Source organism: Desulfovibrio sp. UIB00, assembly GCF_022508225.1.
In the GTDB taxonomy this organism is placed as follows: domain Bacteria; phylum Desulfobacterota; class Desulfovibrionia; order Desulfovibrionales; family Desulfovibrionaceae; genus Desulfovibrio.
Genome location: NZ_JAETXJ010000001.1, coordinates 127,039 through 143,525, shown reverse-complemented (window position 1 = coordinate 143,525; position 16,487 = coordinate 127,039). Strand labels below are relative to the sequence as shown.

Annotated in this window: 12 protein-coding genes; 5 read left to right on the top strand and 7 right to left on the bottom strand. The window is 56.0% G+C overall.

What is annotated here, in order from left to right; genetic code table 11:
• Nucleotides 1–139: 139 nt before the first annotated feature.
• The 4 genes from JMF94_RS00600 to JMF94_RS00585 form a co-directional block, all read right to left on the bottom strand.
• Nucleotides 140–934: a type III pantothenate kinase gene (locus JMF94_RS00600; RefSeq protein ID WP_022659053.1), complete on the bottom strand. Its 795-nt coding sequence runs from the start codon at nucleotides 932–934 to the stop codon at nucleotides 140–142.
• Nucleotides 935–1,181: 247 nt separating this feature from the next.
• Nucleotides 1,182–3,011, bottom strand: a complete 1,830-nt coding sequence (glmS, locus tag JMF94_RS00595; protein ID WP_240823291.1) for a glutamine--fructose-6-phosphate transaminase (isomerizing) — start codon at nucleotides 3,009–3,011, stop codon at nucleotides 1,182–1,184.
• A gap of 222 nt (nucleotides 3,012–3,233) precedes the next feature.
• A complete protein-coding gene (locus JMF94_RS00590; RefSeq protein ID WP_240823290.1) occupies nucleotides 3,234–5,153 on the bottom strand; it encodes a SurA N-terminal domain-containing protein in 1,920 nt (639 codons plus the stop codon).
• 140 nt (nucleotides 5,154–5,293) lie between these two features.
• On the bottom strand, nucleotides 5,294–6,931 hold the full coding sequence (locus tag JMF94_RS00585) for a sigma-54-dependent Fis family transcriptional regulator (RefSeq protein ID WP_240823288.1): 1,638 nt from the start codon (nucleotides 6,929–6,931) through the stop codon (nucleotides 5,294–5,296).
• 332 nt (nucleotides 6,932–7,263) lie between these two features.
• Between JMF94_RS00585 and JMF94_RS00580 the strand changes: the two genes are divergently transcribed.
• From JMF94_RS00580 to JMF94_RS00565, 4 genes are all read left to right on the top strand, one after another.
• Nucleotides 7,264–7,548, top strand: coding sequence for a UxaA family hydrolase (locus tag JMF94_RS00580; RefSeq protein WP_240823286.1), 285 nt, complete (start codon nucleotides 7,264–7,266; stop codon nucleotides 7,546–7,548).
• 4 nt (nucleotides 7,549–7,552) lie between these two features.
• Entirely contained in the window at nucleotides 7,553–8,713 is a 1,161-nt protein-coding gene (locus JMF94_RS00575; RefSeq protein ID WP_240823285.1) for a UxaA family hydrolase, read from the top strand.
• Between the two features lie 148 nt (nucleotides 8,714–8,861).
• Nucleotides 8,862–10,202, top strand: a complete 1,341-nt coding sequence (gene dctA / locus JMF94_RS00570) for a C4-dicarboxylate transporter DctA (protein ID WP_240823284.1) — start codon at nucleotides 8,862–8,864, stop codon at nucleotides 10,200–10,202.
• A gap of 99 nt (nucleotides 10,203–10,301) precedes the next feature.
• Entirely contained in the window at nucleotides 10,302–10,973 is a 672-nt protein-coding gene (locus tag JMF94_RS00565) for a dimethylmenaquinone methyltransferase (protein WP_240823283.1), read from the top strand.
• A 157-nt stretch (nucleotides 10,974–11,130) separates the two neighbouring features.
• On the opposite strand, the gene JMF94_RS00560 is transcribed toward JMF94_RS00565, so the two are convergent.
• The 3 genes from JMF94_RS00560 to JMF94_RS00550 form a co-directional block, all read right to left on the bottom strand.
• Nucleotides 11,131–12,627, bottom strand: coding sequence for a sigma-54 dependent transcriptional regulator (locus JMF94_RS00560; RefSeq protein ID WP_240823282.1), 1,497 nt, complete (start codon nucleotides 12,625–12,627; stop codon nucleotides 11,131–11,133).
• Between the two features lie 238 nt (nucleotides 12,628–12,865).
• Entirely contained in the window at nucleotides 12,866–13,090 is a 225-nt protein-coding gene (locus tag JMF94_RS00555; protein WP_240823281.1) for a hypothetical protein, read from the bottom strand.
• 96 nt (nucleotides 13,091–13,186) lie between these two features.
• On the bottom strand, nucleotides 13,187–14,683 hold the full coding sequence (locus JMF94_RS00550; RefSeq protein ID WP_240823280.1) for a M23 family metallopeptidase: 1,497 nt from the start codon (nucleotides 14,681–14,683) through the stop codon (nucleotides 13,187–13,189).
• A gap of 381 nt (nucleotides 14,684–15,064) precedes the next feature.
• Between JMF94_RS00550 and JMF94_RS00545 the strand changes: the two genes are divergently transcribed.
• Nucleotides 15,065–16,402: a DnaA/Hda family protein gene (locus JMF94_RS00545; RefSeq protein ID WP_240823279.1), complete on the top strand. Its 1,338-nt coding sequence runs from the start codon at nucleotides 15,065–15,067 to the stop codon at nucleotides 16,400–16,402.
• The last annotated feature ends 85 nt before the right edge of the window (nucleotides 16,403–16,487 follow it).

Below are 16,487 nucleotides of genomic sequence, written 5' to 3'. Positions count from 1 at the left end.
CCTGGGGGGCTTGTTTACGAAAATGCGTACCACGGCGCAAAGGCTAATGGTCTGCGGATAAATTGATCAGAAATTTTGCACGTGAAACGTCTGTTCAAAGCCAGAAGCGCCGCCTGACTGCCAGGCGGGATTCATGACGCTACTCGTCAGTGCCGGGTTCTTCATAGTGCAGCCTGCGCAGACCCTCGAGCAAGAGCATGGGCAGCACCTGATCAAACACGTTGCTGACCCTGGCGATGGAGGAGGCAAAGCCCCCTGTGCCAAGCACCTTGACCGGGCCGGACATCTGCCGCTTGAGGCGCTGCGTCAGGCCTTCGACCATACAGGCAAAGCCAAAAACAAGGCCGTGCTGGATGCTGGTGGTGGTATTGCGGCCAGGTGTTGGCTCGTTGGCGCGCACATCAAGGTTGACCCTTGGCAGCTTGGCGGCCTCGCGCGAAAGCGCGGTCAGGGCCGTGCGCGGGCCGGGAAAAATCAGGCCGCCCATGTAGGCATCGCCGCTCACGCAGTCGATGGTCACTGCCGTGCCAAAATCGACAATAAGCAGAGAAGGCGTTTCCGGATACATGCGGCGCGCCGCATAGGCTCCCACCAGCCTGTCCGCGCCCACTTCCGCAGGGCGTTCATAGCGGTTTTCAAGCGGAACGGGCAGTTCCTTGCCCACGCGTTGCAGGGGGCAGCCCACATAGCGGGCCACAGCCTCGCGCAGCAGGGGATCAAACCCGGGCGCAACAGAAGACGCAACGCAGGCTTTGAGTTGCGCTGGCGCAACGCCCGCATGCTGCAAAAGCGTGAGAAGGGTAAGACCAAAATTGTCCGCCGACTGGGCGGTATCGGTGCGCAGGGTGTACGAGGTCAGCACATGACGCTCGTTGCCCAGCCCAATCTTGATGGAAGTATTGCCTATGTCGAAAAGCAGAATCTCGGGCTGCATATGCGCCTCCGCAAAGGCCTGAAAGGTTACAGAGACGGATTATGCCCAATTTGCCCGCACTAGGCAAGCCGCGCAGAATCGGGGAATTGCGCGGTAATTGCCTGTCAAACATGACCGAATCGAGCACATAATACCGGGCAGTCGGTACACCACAGCAAGCCCCGCGCCTGCCGGGCCCATACATTGGCACGACAGGCGCGGGGCAACTGTTTTCTCGGCGGCTTAGTGCTCGCCAGAGCTGATTTGTCTATTCCACCGTTACGCTCTTGGCCAGGTTGCGGGGCTGGTCCACATCCTTGCCGAGGTAGTCGGCGGTTTCATAGCTGAAAAGCTGAAGCGCGGGCAGGGCCATAAAGCCTGCCAGAGGAGCGGGCAGGGAGGGGATAACCCAGGTATCTTCCGCGCCAAGGTCAAAACCTTCGTTGGTCAGGGCGATAACCTTGCCCTGCCGGGCCTGCACCTCGACCATGTTGGACTTCACCTTGGGCAGCAGAACATCATCCAGCGCCAGGGCAAAAGTGGGGAACGAGGGGTCGATCAGGGCAATGGGGCCGTGCTTCATTTCGCCAGCCGCATAGCCTTCTGCATGGATGTACGAAAGTTCCTTGAGCTTCAGCGCGCCTTCCAGAGCCAGGGAGTAGCAATGGCCGCGCCCAAGGTAGAAGAAATTGCGGGCCTGGGCATACTTGCGGGAAAGCTCGCGCGCCTTTTCGTGCATGGCGGGCAACGAGGCATCCAGCAGTGCGGGCAGGTTTTCCAGCATATCGATGATCTTGCGGCGCTCGTCCGCAGACATGGTGCCGTTGCGCTTGCTCCAGTACAGGGCCATGAGGGCCAGCATGAGCATCTGGCTGCACATGGCCTTGGTGGAGGCCACGCTGATTTCCGGCCCGGCCTGGGTGTAGAGCACGGCTGAGGCATCACGCGCGATGGACGAACCCACCACGTTGCACAGGCCAAGCACTGTCACGCCTTTTTCCTTGGCAATACGCAGGGCTGCCAGGGTATCGGCGGTTTCGCCGCTCTGGCTGATGACGAGCACCATGTCGTCCTTGTCCAGCAGCAGGGTATCCCGATAGCGGAACTCGGAGGCGATTTCCACCTGCACGGGCACATGCGCCCAATGCTCCAGCAGATGCCGCCCCCATAGGCCGGAATGGTAAGACGTGCCACAGGCCACAATATGCAGACGGCGCGGCACAGGCAGGCTGTCCAGCTCCGCGAGGCGCACATCGCTGTGATCGCCTTCAATGCGGCCCGTGAGGCCATCAGTGATAACGCGGGGCTGCTCAAAAATTTCCTTGAGCATAAAGTGGCGGTAGCCGCCCTTTTGCGCGGCCTGCATGTCCCACTGGATGGTCTGCGGTTCGGGCTGCACCGGGCTCAGATCTTTAAGACGCATGATGGCGTAGTCAGAAGCGGTGGCGCGCACCAGCTCGCCATCTTCCAGAAACACCACCTGGCGCGTGTAGGGCAGGAAGGCCGGAATGTCGGACGCCACAAAATTTTCGCCAGTGCCCTGACCAAAAATAAGCGGGGCAGACATGCGCGCGGCGTAGATGACGCCTGGCTCGTTTTTATCCATAAGGCAGACCGCATACGCACCGTGCGCTTCGCGCAGGGCTGCTGCAAAGGCGTGCAGCAGGTCAGGCTCTGTCTTGCGGCGTTCGGCTATGAGGTTCACCAGCACTTCGGTGTCTGTCTCGGAGCTGAACGTATAGCCCTTGGCCGTCAGGTCAGCCTTTATTTCCTGATAATTTTCAATGATGCCATTGTGCACAATGGCGAGAGTGCCATCGTTAGAACGATGGGGATGGGCGTTGCGCTCGGCGGGCACACCATGGGTGGCCCAGCGTGTGTGGCCCATGGCGCTGGTGGGTGTGGTCACGCCTTCTTCGTGGGCGAGCTTTTCTTCCAGCGCGGCCAGCTTGCCGGTGGCGCGTACCACATGCAGATCGCCCTGACGGGCAAAAGCCACGCCCGCAGAGTCGTACCCACGGTATTCCAGACGGCGCAAGCCCTCAACCACAACGGGTACCGCAGGCCTGTGGCCCGCATAACCGATAATGCCGCACATAGAGTGCCTCCTTTTATCGCCGGGCAAGGCCCGCTCACAGACCACTCGGTCGACCTGTGAGAAATAGGTAGGTATGTCGTTTTGTAAATATCCCTGCCGCCAGAACGGAGAGGGTTGGGGGGAAATATGCAAGGCCGGAACCGCAATACGCGGTTCCGGTCGGGAGTTCAATGTGTCTTTCGCCTGCGCGCCGGGGGCAGTGGGGCCATCGGCAGGGCAGAGCTACATGTTCTTTCTGTCCACAATGTCCATGTTGTGCACTTCAACCTTGGCGGTCGAAAGCAGACGCTGCATGAAGGTTTCATACATGCCCTGAAGGCGCTCGCGCTCCACGGCATTGACCATGATGCCCTTGATCATGTCCCATTCTGCGGGATCAGGAGGCTGCACAGCGCCAACATGCACGAGCACGGCACCCTGACCGTCCTTGGGGCTGTTGACGGCAAAGGCCGCAGGCAGCCACTGGCCGACCTTGGCATGGAACAGGGCTGCGGCAAGTTCGGGGTCCGCCCCAAAATCTGCCAGGCTTCCGCTGCGGTCCATGGGGTTGGCGGTCTTGATGCCCATGCCCGTCTTAACGGTGGGGTTGATGGGGCCGTCCGCAAGGTTCTTGCGGCGCTCCGCCGCCGCGCGCATGGCTTCGGCAAGGGCCTTTTCGCCCTGCAAGCGGGCGAAAATTTTATCCTTCACAGTTTCAAGCGGCGCGGTGGATGCGGACTCAGCCTTAAGCACTCGGGCAACCACATAGGCATCGCCAGCTTCAAGCGCTCTGTCCACAGGCGAATTGGCCGGGGTCTTTTCAAGGCTTGCGGCGGCTTCGGCGCTGATGCCCATCTTCTGTTGCAGCTCCTGCGCAGAAGCCATGCCCGTTTGCTGGGCTTCAAGGCCCAGAGCCTGCGCGCTTTTTTCAAGCGGCTTGCCGAGGATGTTGTCTTCAATAAGGTTATCAAGAACGTCGCGCAGTTTGTCCGCGCCCTGTTCTTTGGCAATGGCCTTGCGCACATCGGCGGCAACGCTGGCAAAGGGCTGCGTGTCGCCGCCCTTCTTTTCCTCCACCTTGATGATGTGCAGACCAAACTGGCTGCGCACAGGCGCGGAAACCTTGCCGGGCTCAAGGGTAAAGGCCGTGTCTTCAAAAGGCTTGACCGTGGTGCCGCGCTTGATCCAGCCAAGCTCACCGCCGGGGCCGGCAGCATTGGGGCCATTGTGGGCATTTGCCACATCGGCAAAACTTTTGCCGCTCTTAAGTTCCTTCTCAATGCTGGCTGCAGTTTCCTGCGCTTTCTTCACGTCCGCTTCAGCGGCGTCTTCGGCCAGCGGCACAAGAATGTGCGCGGCTTTGACTTCTTCCTGCTGGTTGAAGCGGGAGAGATTGGCATCGTACCACTTGCGGGCGTCAGCCTCACTGATGGCTTCGGGTTTGACAAGATTTTCCGGCGAAATGCGGATATAGGCCACGTCCACCTTGGGAGGAATGGCAAATTCAGCCTTATGGCTGTCGTAATAGGCGGCGACTTCCGCATCCGAAGGCTTGGCATTTGCCATGAAATCGGCAGCAGGAATAAAGATGTAGTCGGGCACCCGCTGTTCACGCAGGAAGTTGTAGCGGTTCTGGGCTTCGGCGGGGTCATGCCACGCTGCGGCAGTGACCAGGGCAAAGAGCTTCTGCCGCAGCAGGTCTTCGCTCATGTCATGCTCGTACTGCGCGGGCGAGATGCGCTGCATCTGCAAAACGCGCTTGTACGCTTCGGGATCAAACTGTCCCTTGGCGTTCTGGAAAGCCGGGATCTGCCCCACGGCAATGCGCAGCTCGAGCGGGGTCACGGTAATGCCCGCGTTGGCCGCTTCCTGACGCACGAGAGACTGGCTGACCAGATCACGCAGCACCTGACGGCCAAGGCCCTGACGAACCTGCTCGCGCGTTGCGCCGGGGTTGTTGCGCATCACGGATTCTTCCGCATTGCGATAGGCGAGTTCAAAATCACGCACGGTAATGGGTTCGCCGTTTACCATGGCGACCACATTGCCCGCGCCCCGGTCTTTCATACTGCCCACGCCCCAAAAAACAAAGACAAGAATAATGAGGCCAAAAGCCAGTTTGACGCCAAGAGACTGCGAATTGGAACGGATATACTCAAGCATGCTTACTCCGAGATGCGGTATTTCCCAAAAGATAGGGAGGCATCATAAGCGCAAACGGTGGGAAACTCAACAACAGGAAGAGTACGAAAGAAAATAGCCACCTACCGACTTGCGACGCAAAGGCCAGGGAGCAAAAAAAGTTACTTGTCCATGCCCAGCTTGCGCATCCTGTGTTGCAGGGTAGAGCGCGGCACGCCCAGCAGCACCGCAGCTCCTCGCGGCCCGGAAACTCGCCCGCCGGACTGGCGCAAAGCTCGCTCTATGTGGCCCCGCTCATTTTCCTCAAGTGTTGGAAGACGCGCCGAGGCTGCCGCCTGCTCCTTGCCTGTACCGCCTGATGCCAGATCGGCAACACTCCCGGAGATACCGCCCGCCCCAGTAACAGCTGATTCACAGGGCTGTTTTTCAGCAGATTCAGGTTCCCACTGGTGCAGGGCCTCCAAAACAAAATCCTCCGTGACCGCCGAATCCAGCGAATGAAGCAGCATGCGGCTCACCACATTGCGCAGTTCACGGATATTGCCGGGCCATGAATGCCCGTGCAGGGCCTGCACAACGGAACGGCTCAGCCGGGGAGGACGTATCTCGTACTCCTTGGAGAACTGATGAATAAAGTGTTCCACAAACAGGGGAATATCGCTTTTTCTCTCCCGCAGCGAAGGCATACGCACAACCACTGAACCGAGCCTGTAATACAGATCCCGCCGCAGTCGCCCCTCGGCCATTGCTGCTGCCAGATCGATATTGGTGGCTGAAATTACGCGGATGTCCACGCCAGTGGACTCAGCCTCGCCCACTCGTTCAAATGAATTTTCTTCCATGACCAGCAGCAGCTTGCTCTGCATTTCCGGCGCGAGTTCACCTATTTCATCCAGAAACAGGGTTCCGTGCTGGGCCAGTTCAATGCGGCCAATGCGCTTGGCTGTGGCCCCGGTAAAAGCACCCTTTGCATAGCCGAACATTTCGCTTTCAAAAAGGGTAGGCGCGATGGAAGGGCAGTTGACCTTGACGAAGTTTTCTTCCCGGCGCGGACTGTGACGGTGCAGCCAGCGCGCCAGCATGCTTTTACCCGTACCGGTTTCCCCGGTGATAAGCACGGGAATGTTCAGCTTGGCAACTTTGCGCACCACAGCCATTGTGCGCACCATGGGCGGGGTTTCGAGCAGCTTGCTTTCCAGCAGGATCGTGCCCGAATTGTCCTGTACACGGCTGGACTGCTCTGGCATTGGCCTGCCTTTTGCCACGCGCTCCTCCGCCAGCACGGCAAAAAGAAAGGTAGTAAGTACAGGCGTAAGTTCAATGAGAAAGTTCAGGATATCAACAATATTGTCCGGCTGCTTTACAAAAGAAACATGCAGTGTGCCTATCACTTCGCGGTTGATTATGAGAGGCAGGGCAATGGTTGCGTTGAGGCCGACCGATGAAAGGGGCATTGGGCCATCACCCAGATTATGGGCCGCCAGATCGTTGATAACCACAGGCTTGCGCGAGGATATGGCAAGACTGGCAACGGTATTGCGGGCTATGCGCGTATTGGAAAGTGATTCTACCACGGTTCCATCCGCAGCGGTGAACAGATTCAGAAATTCCCGCTCGGCATCATACAAGTTGATGCAAAACCGGTCATAGTGAAAGAGCACACGAAGCTGCTTGGATAGTATCTGAAAAAACGCGTTTCTATCGATCTTTCCCGCCACAATGCGCGCAAGATGGTGCACAACTTGCCCTACAGTGAGTGAAGGACTGCTCAACCCATTGGGTGTAATTTTGTATTCCATGGCCTCCGCCTAAATATGGGCAATTTTTTGCCCAAATATCATCAATACTGCCAACAAATCAAGCCATTAGTTGAGCGGTCAATCAAGATTGTGAAAAAAAATCCATATTTCTCGCCTAATAATTCGGATCACTGTTTTTGGCACACCAATTGCTATAACTCTTACAGCAAGGCTTAAAGGCATAAAAAAGATTTGTATTTACATGTGGGGATAAAATAATCCACATATGCATACTCATAATGCCGCAAGATAAACTCTTGTTTTTCGCATGATGCCGTTAAGTTTTGCCATACAAAACATTTTTTATACCATTGTTATTCAAGGAGAACGGTATGGTAACCCATTTTGTGGTTCACGAACCCGGCGATAGCGTCGGCGTTGTCGTTGTCGAAGGGGTGAAGAAAGGCGATAAGCTTAACGGTTGGGTTATGGACGGCAACCAGAGCATCGACTTTGAAACGCTGAGCGATATTCCGATCGGCCACAAGATTGCCCTGAAGGATCTTGCTGTGGGCGATACCGTCATCAAGTACGGCACTGACATCGGCAAAGTTGTGAAGCCCATCAAGCGCGGCGAACATTTGCATGTCCATAACGTAAAAACCAAGAGGTGGTAAGCTGATGCAACAGACATTTATGGGCTATCGCCGCGAAAATGGCCGCGTGGGCATCCGTAACCACGTTATCATTCTGCCCCTGGACGATCTTTCCAATGCCGCTTGCGAAGCTGTTGCCAACAACGTTAAGGGCACCCTTGCTCTTCCCCACGCTTATGGCCGCCTTCAGTTTGGCGAAGACCTTGACCTGCATTTCCGCACGCTGATCGGCGTGGGCTGCAACCCCAACGTTGCCGCCGTTATCGTTATTGGCATCGAGCCCCAGTGGACCAAGCGCGTGGTGGATGGTATCGCCAAGACCGGCAAGCCCGTTCAAGGCTTTGCCATCGAACAGCACGGCGACCTTGAAACCATTTGCAGCGCTTCCCGCAAGGCTAAAGAATTCATGCACTTCGCCACAGAACTGCAGCGCACCGAATGCAAAGTGAACGAACTGTGGGTCTCCACCAAGTGCGGCGAATCCGACACCACCTCCGGTATTGCCGCCAACCCCACTGTTGGCAACGCTTTTGACAAGCTGTGGGAAAAGGGCGCTACCACCCTCTTTGGTGAAACCACCGAAATCACCGGCGGCGAACACCTGGTTATGGAACGTTGCGCCAACGCTGAAGTTCGCGCCCAGTTCAAGGCCTTTTTTGACCGCTACGCCAAGGTTGTTGACGATCACAAGACAGACGACCTCAGCGACTCCCAGCCCACCAAGGGCAACATTGAAGGCGGCCTGACCACCATCGAAGAAAAAGCCCTTGGCAACATCCAGAAGATTGGCCGCAAAGCCCCTGTTATCGGCTGCCTCGACAAGGCTGAAATGCCCACCGGCCCCGGCCTGTGGTTCATGGATTCCTCTTCCGCCGCTGCCGAAATGGTCACCCTTTGCGCTGCCTCCGGCTTTGTGGCCCACTTCTTCCCCACGGGCCAGGGCAACATCATCGGCAACCCCATCCTGCCCGTGATCAAGCTTTCGGCTAACCCCCGCACCGTGCGCACCATGAGCGAGCACATCGACGTGGACGTTTCCGGCATCCTGCGCCGCGAAATGGATCTTGATGCCGCTGGCGACAAACTGCTCGAAATGTTGTTCCGCACCTGCAATGGACGCAATACATCAGCTGAAGTTCTGGGACACAGAGAATTCATTATGACCCGTTTGTACGAAAGCGCCTAAGCTACGCTTTAAAAGAGGCCGACCGGCACCGTCAGGGCCGGCCGGCCTCTTTTAAAACTGCCTTAGCTAAAATTTTCACAAATCTTGTATTTGGCCGTGTTTTACCTGGCAAACCCGTTGACCCCCCTTGCCTGATATTGAGGTGGATATGTCGAAAAAAGTATTTTCTTCTCTATATTTCAAAGTTCTCGTAGGCATAGCTCTAGGTATTGCGTTTGGCTTTGTCTCTCCCGACATTGCCGTTAAACTCAAACCTCTTGGCGATGCATTCATCAATCTTATAAAGATGATCATTACGCCGGTGATTTTCTGCACTGTCGTTGTGGGTATTGCACGCATGGACAGCCTCAAGGCTGTGGGCCGTGTGGGCGGTAAAACTCTGCTGTATTTTGAAATAGTTACCACTCTTGCTCTTTTTATCGGCCTGGTTGTTGTGCATTTTGTGCAGCCTGGCGCCGGTATTCATGCTGACCCTGCCACCATGGACGCTTCTTCGCTGGGCAAGTTTGCCCATGCCAAGGCGCAGACCACCATGGAATTTGTCATGGGCATCATTCCCCACAGTGTTATCGGCGCGTTTGCAGAGGGCAACCTGCTGCAGGTGCTGCTGTTCTCCGTGCTGTTTGGCATGAGCCTTTCCCACATGACCGGCAAGCCCAAAGAAGCCATTCTCGGCACCCTTGAACGCTTCAGCACTGCATTGCTGGGCGTGGTCAACCTGATCATGAAGCTGGCCCCGGTGGGCGCTTTTGGCGCAATCACCTTTACCATCGGCAAGTACGGCGTTGGCGCGCTGGCTTCGCTGGGCAAGCTTGTGCTCTGCCTCTACGTGACGAGTGCGCTCTTTGTGATTGTGGTGCTGGGCCTCATCTGCAAATTTTCGGGCATCAACATATGGCAGCTCATCTGCTATATGAAGGATGAAATTTTCATCACCCTCGGCACTGCCAGCACAGAAGCCGTGCTGCCCCGCAGCATGGAAAAAATGGAAGCCCTGGGCATCAAAAAATCCGTGGTTGGTCTGGTGTTCCCCACCGGCTACTCCTTCAACCTTGACGGAGCGGCCATCTACCTGACCATGGCGGCGTCCTTCATAGCACAGGCCATGGATATCCACCTTGACACCAGCCACCAGATCACCCTCATGCTGGTGTTGCTGCTCACATCCAAGGGCGGCGCGGGTGTTGCCGGTGCGGCCCTTATTGCCCTCGCCGCCACGCTTTCGGCCACCAACATCATCCCCGTGGTGGGCATGACCCTGGTTATTGGTATTGACCGTGTGCTCAACGAAATGCGCGCTGTGGTCAACCTGATTGGTAACTGCGTTGCCACTGTGGCAATTGGCCGCTGGGAAAAGTCCATTGACCTTGACCGGGCCAACAAGGTGCTTCGGGGCGAAATAGACGTCGACCATGTGCTCAACGATGCTGATGCACGTAATGAAATTGCCGCTTCAATGGTCGCAACAGAAGCCGAACCCTGCAAATAGACCCTCTCCATACCCAAGCGAACTGCCTGCCCTTCCGATGCGTCTTCGGAAGGGCAGGCGTCCGTTCATACACAGCGCCCTGCGCCATGGAACACGTTTATGCGATACGCCATCAACTGTCAGATAGACCGCCTCTCTCCCGAGATTGTGAGTCAGTACGATGAGCTTGCTGTAGCGGACATCTGCGACGCCCTGGGCCGCAACGCCGCCCTGCCGTCAGCGCTCAAGCCTTTCAACAACAGCCGCATTGTGGGTAGCGCCTATACCGTCAATCTGCCCGCAAGCGAAAATCTGCTGCTCTACTATGCTGTCGATAATGCCCGACCCGGCGACGTGCTGGTTGTATCCTGCGCGGGCTATACGGAAAGAGCCGTGGCAGGGGAAATTGTGGCGGCACTTGGCAAGGCTCGAGGTCTGGCAGGCTTTGTCATTGATGGAGCCGTGCGCGATGCCGAAGCCCTGCGGCAGACGGATTTTCCCGTTTATGCGCGCGCAGTATCGCCCAACGGTCCATACAAGGACGCCTGCGGCGAGATCAACGTACCTGTCAGCATGGGCAACGTGGTTATTCAGCCCGGTGATCTGATCGTGGCGGATGCGGACGGCATTGTGTCCATCCGACGGCAGGAGGCAGTTTCTGTAGCGGAACAGGCCCGCAAAATTACAGAATCTGGCCTAAAAAAACTGCAATCCATTGAAAAACACGGTTCAATGGACATGACATGGCTTTATGACAAACTCGCCAAAAGCTGCTGCGACATCCACAGCTAGTACCTTTCACGGTGGGTAGTTGCGGGGGATGGGTAGTCTTGCAAAAGGCCCTCCGCATGCCCACCTTGGATTTGAGGCGCCAACCAGCGCACGGAACGCAAAACGCCCGCATCAGCGGGCGTTTTTATATCTACCTGAAAAAGTTATCCGGACAAAATCAGTCAATGGGGTGCCCGGCAGCTCTGTATTCGTTCAGCTTGTTGCGCAGCGTGCGCACTGAAATACCCAACAGATCGGCTGCCTGCGTACGGTTGCCGGAAGTAACCTCCAGCCCCTTGAGAATCATGATACGCTCCATCTCATGCAGAGGAATCACAGCGCCCTGCATGCGGTTGTCTCCAGCCGATACGCCCGTTGCCGGAGCAGACTCGCTGGAGCGGGGCGCATCAACATCCTGAACAGCCGCAGAAGCCGCCAGCGCGTTGGCATGGGCTTCTTCCACCAGAGCAGTCGACTGGGGAGCCTCTTCTTCAAACAGCGGCCAGTCTTCATTTTCAAGCAGAAAATGGCAGGGCTCAACAGGCCTGCCGTTAGCAAGCAGAACTGCGCGTTCCATCAGGTTTTGCAGCTCGCGCACATTGCCGGGAAAGTCATACTGCTGCAACCAGGCAATAGCGCTTTCAGAAAGGGGGGCGGCAGGCAACTGGTATTCACGCGTATACATGCCTATGAAAAATCTGGCCAGTTCCAGCACGTCATCCCCGCGCTCGCGCAACGAAGGCAGACGCAGGGGAATAACATTCAGCCGAAAATACAAGTCCTGACGGAACTTGCCCTCTTTTACCCAGCCCTCAAGATCGCGGTTGGTGGTGGCAAGCACGCGCACATCAACCTTGATGGTTTCGGTGCCGCCCACGCGGTCGATCTCGCCCTCCTGAAGCACACGGAGGAGCTTCGCCTGCAAGGCCATATCCATTTCAGAAATTTCATCAAGCAGGAGAGTGCCGCCATCGGCAAGCTCAAACTTGCCGGGCTTGCGAGCAATGGCCCCTGTAAATGCGCCTTTCTCGTGGCCAAAAAGCTCGCTCTCAAGCAGGTGTTCCGGCAGGGCGGCGCAGTTTACGGCCACAAAGGGCTGCTCCGCGCGCTTGCTCATGGCGTGCAGATAGCGGGCAAACATTTCCTTACCAGTACCTGATTCACCGGTAATCAGCACTGTAGCGCGCGATCCGGCCACCTGGCGGGCCAGTTGCAGCACACGGGCAATGGCCGGGTGATCGCCCACAATACGAGGGCCTGTGCCATCGTGACGGGCCTTGTGCCCACCAAGAGTAGACACTGCCGGAACCGGGGCAGTCTTGCGCTTCTGGCCTGCCACAGCGGCCACGCGCTCCACGTCCAGCGGTTCAAGCCAGTAGTCGCGAGCGCCCAGCCCCATGAGCCTCTCGGCCTCTTCAGGGCTGCCTTTATCCGTAATAACGATGACAGGGGGAAAATTGGGGTCTTCCGCGCCAACGGCAAGCAGATCTTCAACACGAAAGCCCGGCAATGAGGGGCGTGAGAAAATCACGTCCGGTCCGGATTTTTTTATAAAAACAGAAGCGCCTTTGAGATTTTCTGCAATGCCAAGCTCATAGCCCGCATTTCGCAACGCAGGAAAGACGGCAGTGACTGCCTGAGCGGGGGTAAGAAAAAGGAGACGGCGCGATGACATGAGAATTTGTGTATCGTTTCGCGCTTCACAATGCAACCGCCAAGGCCCAAAACAGGCCATGTTCGGCTACTTACAGCAAAAAACGGGGCAAAACAGTGTAGCTTTCAGCCAGATTTGGCTGTCACCTGGAAAAAACTCCACCGCGCGATGTTGTCGCTGCGAGAATCGACTCTGAAATTTTTATCAAATAATATACTAAAATAATTAATATTTCATTAAAAACTAGGACAAATAACAATCAGGCCCAACCACTGGCAATAACACCAATCCCCACCATGTTGGAGGCGGCCAGCCGCCACTGACTCTGCATGAAGGATTTGGCGCTTTCTTCCGCAAGCAGGGCTTCAGCAGCAGCCGTGGAATCGTTGATAATGGAGGGGTAGTACGTAATGGAGTCCGGATTGCCGGGCGAACCCGGCAACACGGTAACAGAAAGCCCGGATGCTGGGTCATAGTATGTCATAAAGCCCCCTGGGCGGAAAATCCGCCGCAATGCCGCGCATCCATTTAACAAAATATGGTGGGCGTGTCGGAAAAAACTTTACGAGCTGAAAATAATCTAGTTTCTATGCTTCTTTTTGCGTTTTTCGGCCTTGTGTTCTGGCTCGGATGTTTTTTCAGGCTGCGGCAGATCCACATTGTCGAGTACAATGCTGTCCACAGTATACTCGGGAAAATTTTTTTCTCCCTTAAGCGCTGCCAGTTCCACAGCCATAACTTTTTCAAAGGCGCTCATGGCGCTCTTGCTGACCGGCTCGCCTCTGGGGTTAATGGCCTTGGCGGGGTTTACGAATTTGCCGTTCTGGCGCAGCCTGAAATCAAGATGCGGCCCCGTGGCAAGACCCGTCATGCCCACAAAACCAATAACCTGCCCCTGACGCACCTTCTGCCCGTTTTGCAGGCCCCTAGCATAGCCGGATAGATGCGCGTACAAAGATTCCAACCCGCCACCATGACGCACAATAATCTGGTTGCCGTAGCCGCCAGCCCAGCCGCGCTGCGTAACCACACCTTCACCCACAGCTTTGACAGGCGTACCCGTGGGAGCGGCATAGTCCACACCTTCATGTGGTCTGCTATACCCCAATATGGGATGGAGTCGGTTTTTTGTAAAGCGCGAGGTCACGCGCGTGAATGCCAGGGGAGCCTGCAGCAGTGATTTGCGGACGTTTTCGCCCTTGCTGTTATAATAGCTGGCGGCCTTGTTTCCTTCGCGGAACAGATAGGCCTCAAAGGTTTTACCCTTGTTGGTGAAATGCGCGGCCAGAATACGCCCGTAACCTTTGTATTCGCCATCACGATAGCGCTTTTCAACCAGTACCGAGAAAGAGTCGCCTTCTTGCAGATCACGGATAAAGTTGATTTCCGAACCAAAAAGCTCTGCCAGCTTAAGGGCCATTTGCGGGCTTTCCCCGGCATCGGCCACAGCCTGAAAAAGATTGTCGTCAATGGTGGCGCTCATCGTGGTGAGCAGGGTGACATATTCAATGGCCTCCACCCGGGCCACGGGCTGTTCCACGCCCTCCACCACCAGACGGCGGCGGCTGTCTATCTCGTATTCAAAGCGCTTTACCTTGCCTGTGGCGGCATCGGTTACAACCACGTAAGGTTGTCCATCGCGAAAAGCCCGCATGGAAAACACTCGGCGCGCGGCGCTTATATAATCCTGCACGGCCTGGCTGTCTGCCCCCGCAAGAATCTTGGTGACAGTATCACCTTTCTCAACCGTGCCCTTGACCACTTCCTCGCCAGGGGCGGCAGATTCTTCATCTGGATTTGCAGCTTCCGGGGCAGCGGATTGCGTCAGGTCTGCTCCAGTACTTCCGTCACTCTCAGCGATATTGGTCTGAGAGGCGGCTTCTGTCCCCTGGGTTTTGGAAATATTGGCAGGGTCCTCCCCACCGTTAGCTGGTGCTGCCTGATCCGCAGAAGCCTGCCCACCCGCAACGGGGATGCCAGCTTGCAACTGATCAAACGGGAGCCACCCCTTTTCCCAGGCAAACAAACCTGCAAAAAGCAGAAACAGGGCCGCGACCAGCATCCAGCGAATCTTCATGTGCAAAAACATTGCAAACGTATACCTGCCGTGGTGTTCCTTGTCCAGTTGCGTCCAACAGCCTCAGCAGGCATTGAGGTTTTGCACAGATTTAAACAGATAATGCAGTATATTATAAAAACTGTATCCATGCCGTCTACCAGTATCATGGATCCCCTTTGTTTTTCCACGCAGAACAGGGAGCGGGGAGGCCGTTGAATATGGCAGCACTTGTTTCATATTAAGCTTTATGGTATGCATGCTCTTTGTTCCTTCATGGCGAGAACCGCGCCAAATCCGGCAAACAAGGCCTGTGGGCCCTGCCTGAAATGCTGGCATGTCTTGGCGCAATACCCCGGAAGGAACAGTTATCCACAGGCCTATGGACAGGCCACATACGCTATGCTGAAAAACGAGTTGCGGGACATACTGGCACAACAAAAGGCCAACGACAGGGGAGACTGGCTGGAATCCCTTACCCTGTGCCATGAAGGCGATACACTAACCGTTGGCTTTCCCCACTTTTATTTTGCCGCGTGGTTCAAGCAGCAAAAGCGCGATCTTTTTGAACAGGCGCTTTTCTCCCGCTTTGCCGACAAAAAGCTTCCGCAAATAGTATATGAACAGCCCACCCTGGGGCACGCGCAGACATGGTCGCTTCCACATGTTGAGCAAAAAACTGCCGATCAGAACAAACAAAATTTTATGGTGCACACGGATCCCCCCGCAGCGCCCAGAATTGAAAATGATGCTTTCACAGCATTTATTGCCAATGCAAAAAATGCCTTCCCCCTGGCTGTCGCCAAGGAGATAGCAGAAAGGCGCGCCGATGTGGCCTACAATCCCTTTCTGCTCTGCGGGCACAGCGGTACAGGCAAAAGCCATATTTTGCGATCCATGGCAGCCACCCTGGCAGAAGGGCCTACAGGCAGCCGCGTAATTATTTCTGCGGCTGCGCGCTTTTGCGCAGACAATCCGGCATGGGTGCGTAGGCCGGAAATTTTCTGGCAACAGTGCGATGTTCTGCTGCTTGACGATATTCAGGATATCGTCGGGCAGTCGGCCTGGCAACGCAAACTGGTATCCTGCATGGATGCTTGCCCGCGCAGCGCCGGGCAGGACGGCAAGCCTGGACAGATGGTCTTTGCCTGCACGGGTCAGCCACAGGCTCTCAAGGCTCTGGACGAACGTTTACGCTCACGCCTTGAAAGCGGGCTTGTGGTAGAACTCATGGAGCCTGACCTTGACGTGCGTATGCGCTACCTACAGGCCATGAGCAAAGAGCGGCACATGAACCTCACGCGGGAACAACTGCTGTTCATTGCCCAGCGCTGTTCGCAGTTTCGTCTGTTGCAGGGACTGCTGCTCAAGGTGGCGGCCTTTTGTTCCGTTACTGGTTGCGAATTGTCGCAGGCAGACCTTGAAAATATTGTACGCACGGGAGTGGCCGACAAGACGCCTGGCTGTCTGGAAATTCTTGGGGTTGTGGCCCGGGCCATGAATCTGCGGCCTGAAGATGTACTTGGCGGCAAACGCCGACCAGACCTCGTTCTGGCGCGGCAGGTTTCCATGTATATATGCAGGCGCAAGCTTGGTCTATCCTACCCGGAACTTGGGCGGGCATTTGGCGGCAAAGACCATAGCACTGTTATATATGCCATTAAAAAGATTAAGAAAATTCTAGTTAGTGACAAAGCGCTCCAACAACTAGTGACAGAACTGGAGCTCAAGGCACAATAGCAGCCCGCCAAGCGGGCGAAAATACGGGAAAATGTTCCCGGCGTTTCCTTGGACGTTGTTGGGGTGTTCACTTGATTTTTCAATA

Coding starts and splice junctions, on each gene's coding strand:
- JMF94_RS00600 (WP_022659053.1), bottom strand. CDS start 934: ATGCAGCCCGAGATTCTGCTTTTCGACATAGGCAATACTTCCATCAAG.
- JMF94_RS00585 (WP_240823288.1), bottom strand. CDS start 6,931: ATGGAATACAAAATTACACCCAATGGGTTGAGCAGTCCTTCACTCACT.
- JMF94_RS00590 (WP_240823290.1), bottom strand. CDS start 5,153: ATGCTTGAGTATATCCGTTCCAATTCGCAGTCTCTTGGCGTCAAACTG.
- glmS (WP_240823291.1), bottom strand. CDS start 3,011: ATGTGCGGCATTATCGGTTATGCGGGCCACAGGCCTGCGGTACCCGTT.
- JMF94_RS00545 (WP_240823279.1), top strand. CDS start 15,065: ATGCTGAAAAACGAGTTGCGGGACATACTGGCACAACAAAAGGCCAAC.
- JMF94_RS00565 (WP_240823283.1), top strand. CDS start 10,302: ATGCGATACGCCATCAACTGTCAGATAGACCGCCTCTCTCCCGAGATT.
- JMF94_RS00550 (WP_240823280.1), bottom strand. CDS start 14,683: ATGAAGATTCGCTGGATGCTGGTCGCGGCCCTGTTTCTGCTTTTTGCA.
- JMF94_RS00580 (WP_240823286.1), top strand. CDS start 7,264: ATGGTAACCCATTTTGTGGTTCACGAACCCGGCGATAGCGTCGGCGTT.
- JMF94_RS00575 (WP_240823285.1), top strand. CDS start 7,553: ATGCAACAGACATTTATGGGCTATCGCCGCGAAAATGGCCGCGTGGGC.
- JMF94_RS00555 (WP_240823281.1), bottom strand. CDS start 13,090: ATGACATACTATGACCCAGCATCCGGGCTTTCTGTTACCGTGTTGCCG.
- JMF94_RS00560 (WP_240823282.1), bottom strand. CDS start 12,627: ATGTCATCGCGCCGTCTCCTTTTTCTTACCCCCGCTCAGGCAGTCACT.
- dctA (WP_240823284.1), top strand. CDS start 8,862: ATGTCGAAAAAAGTATTTTCTTCTCTATATTTCAAAGTTCTCGTAGGC.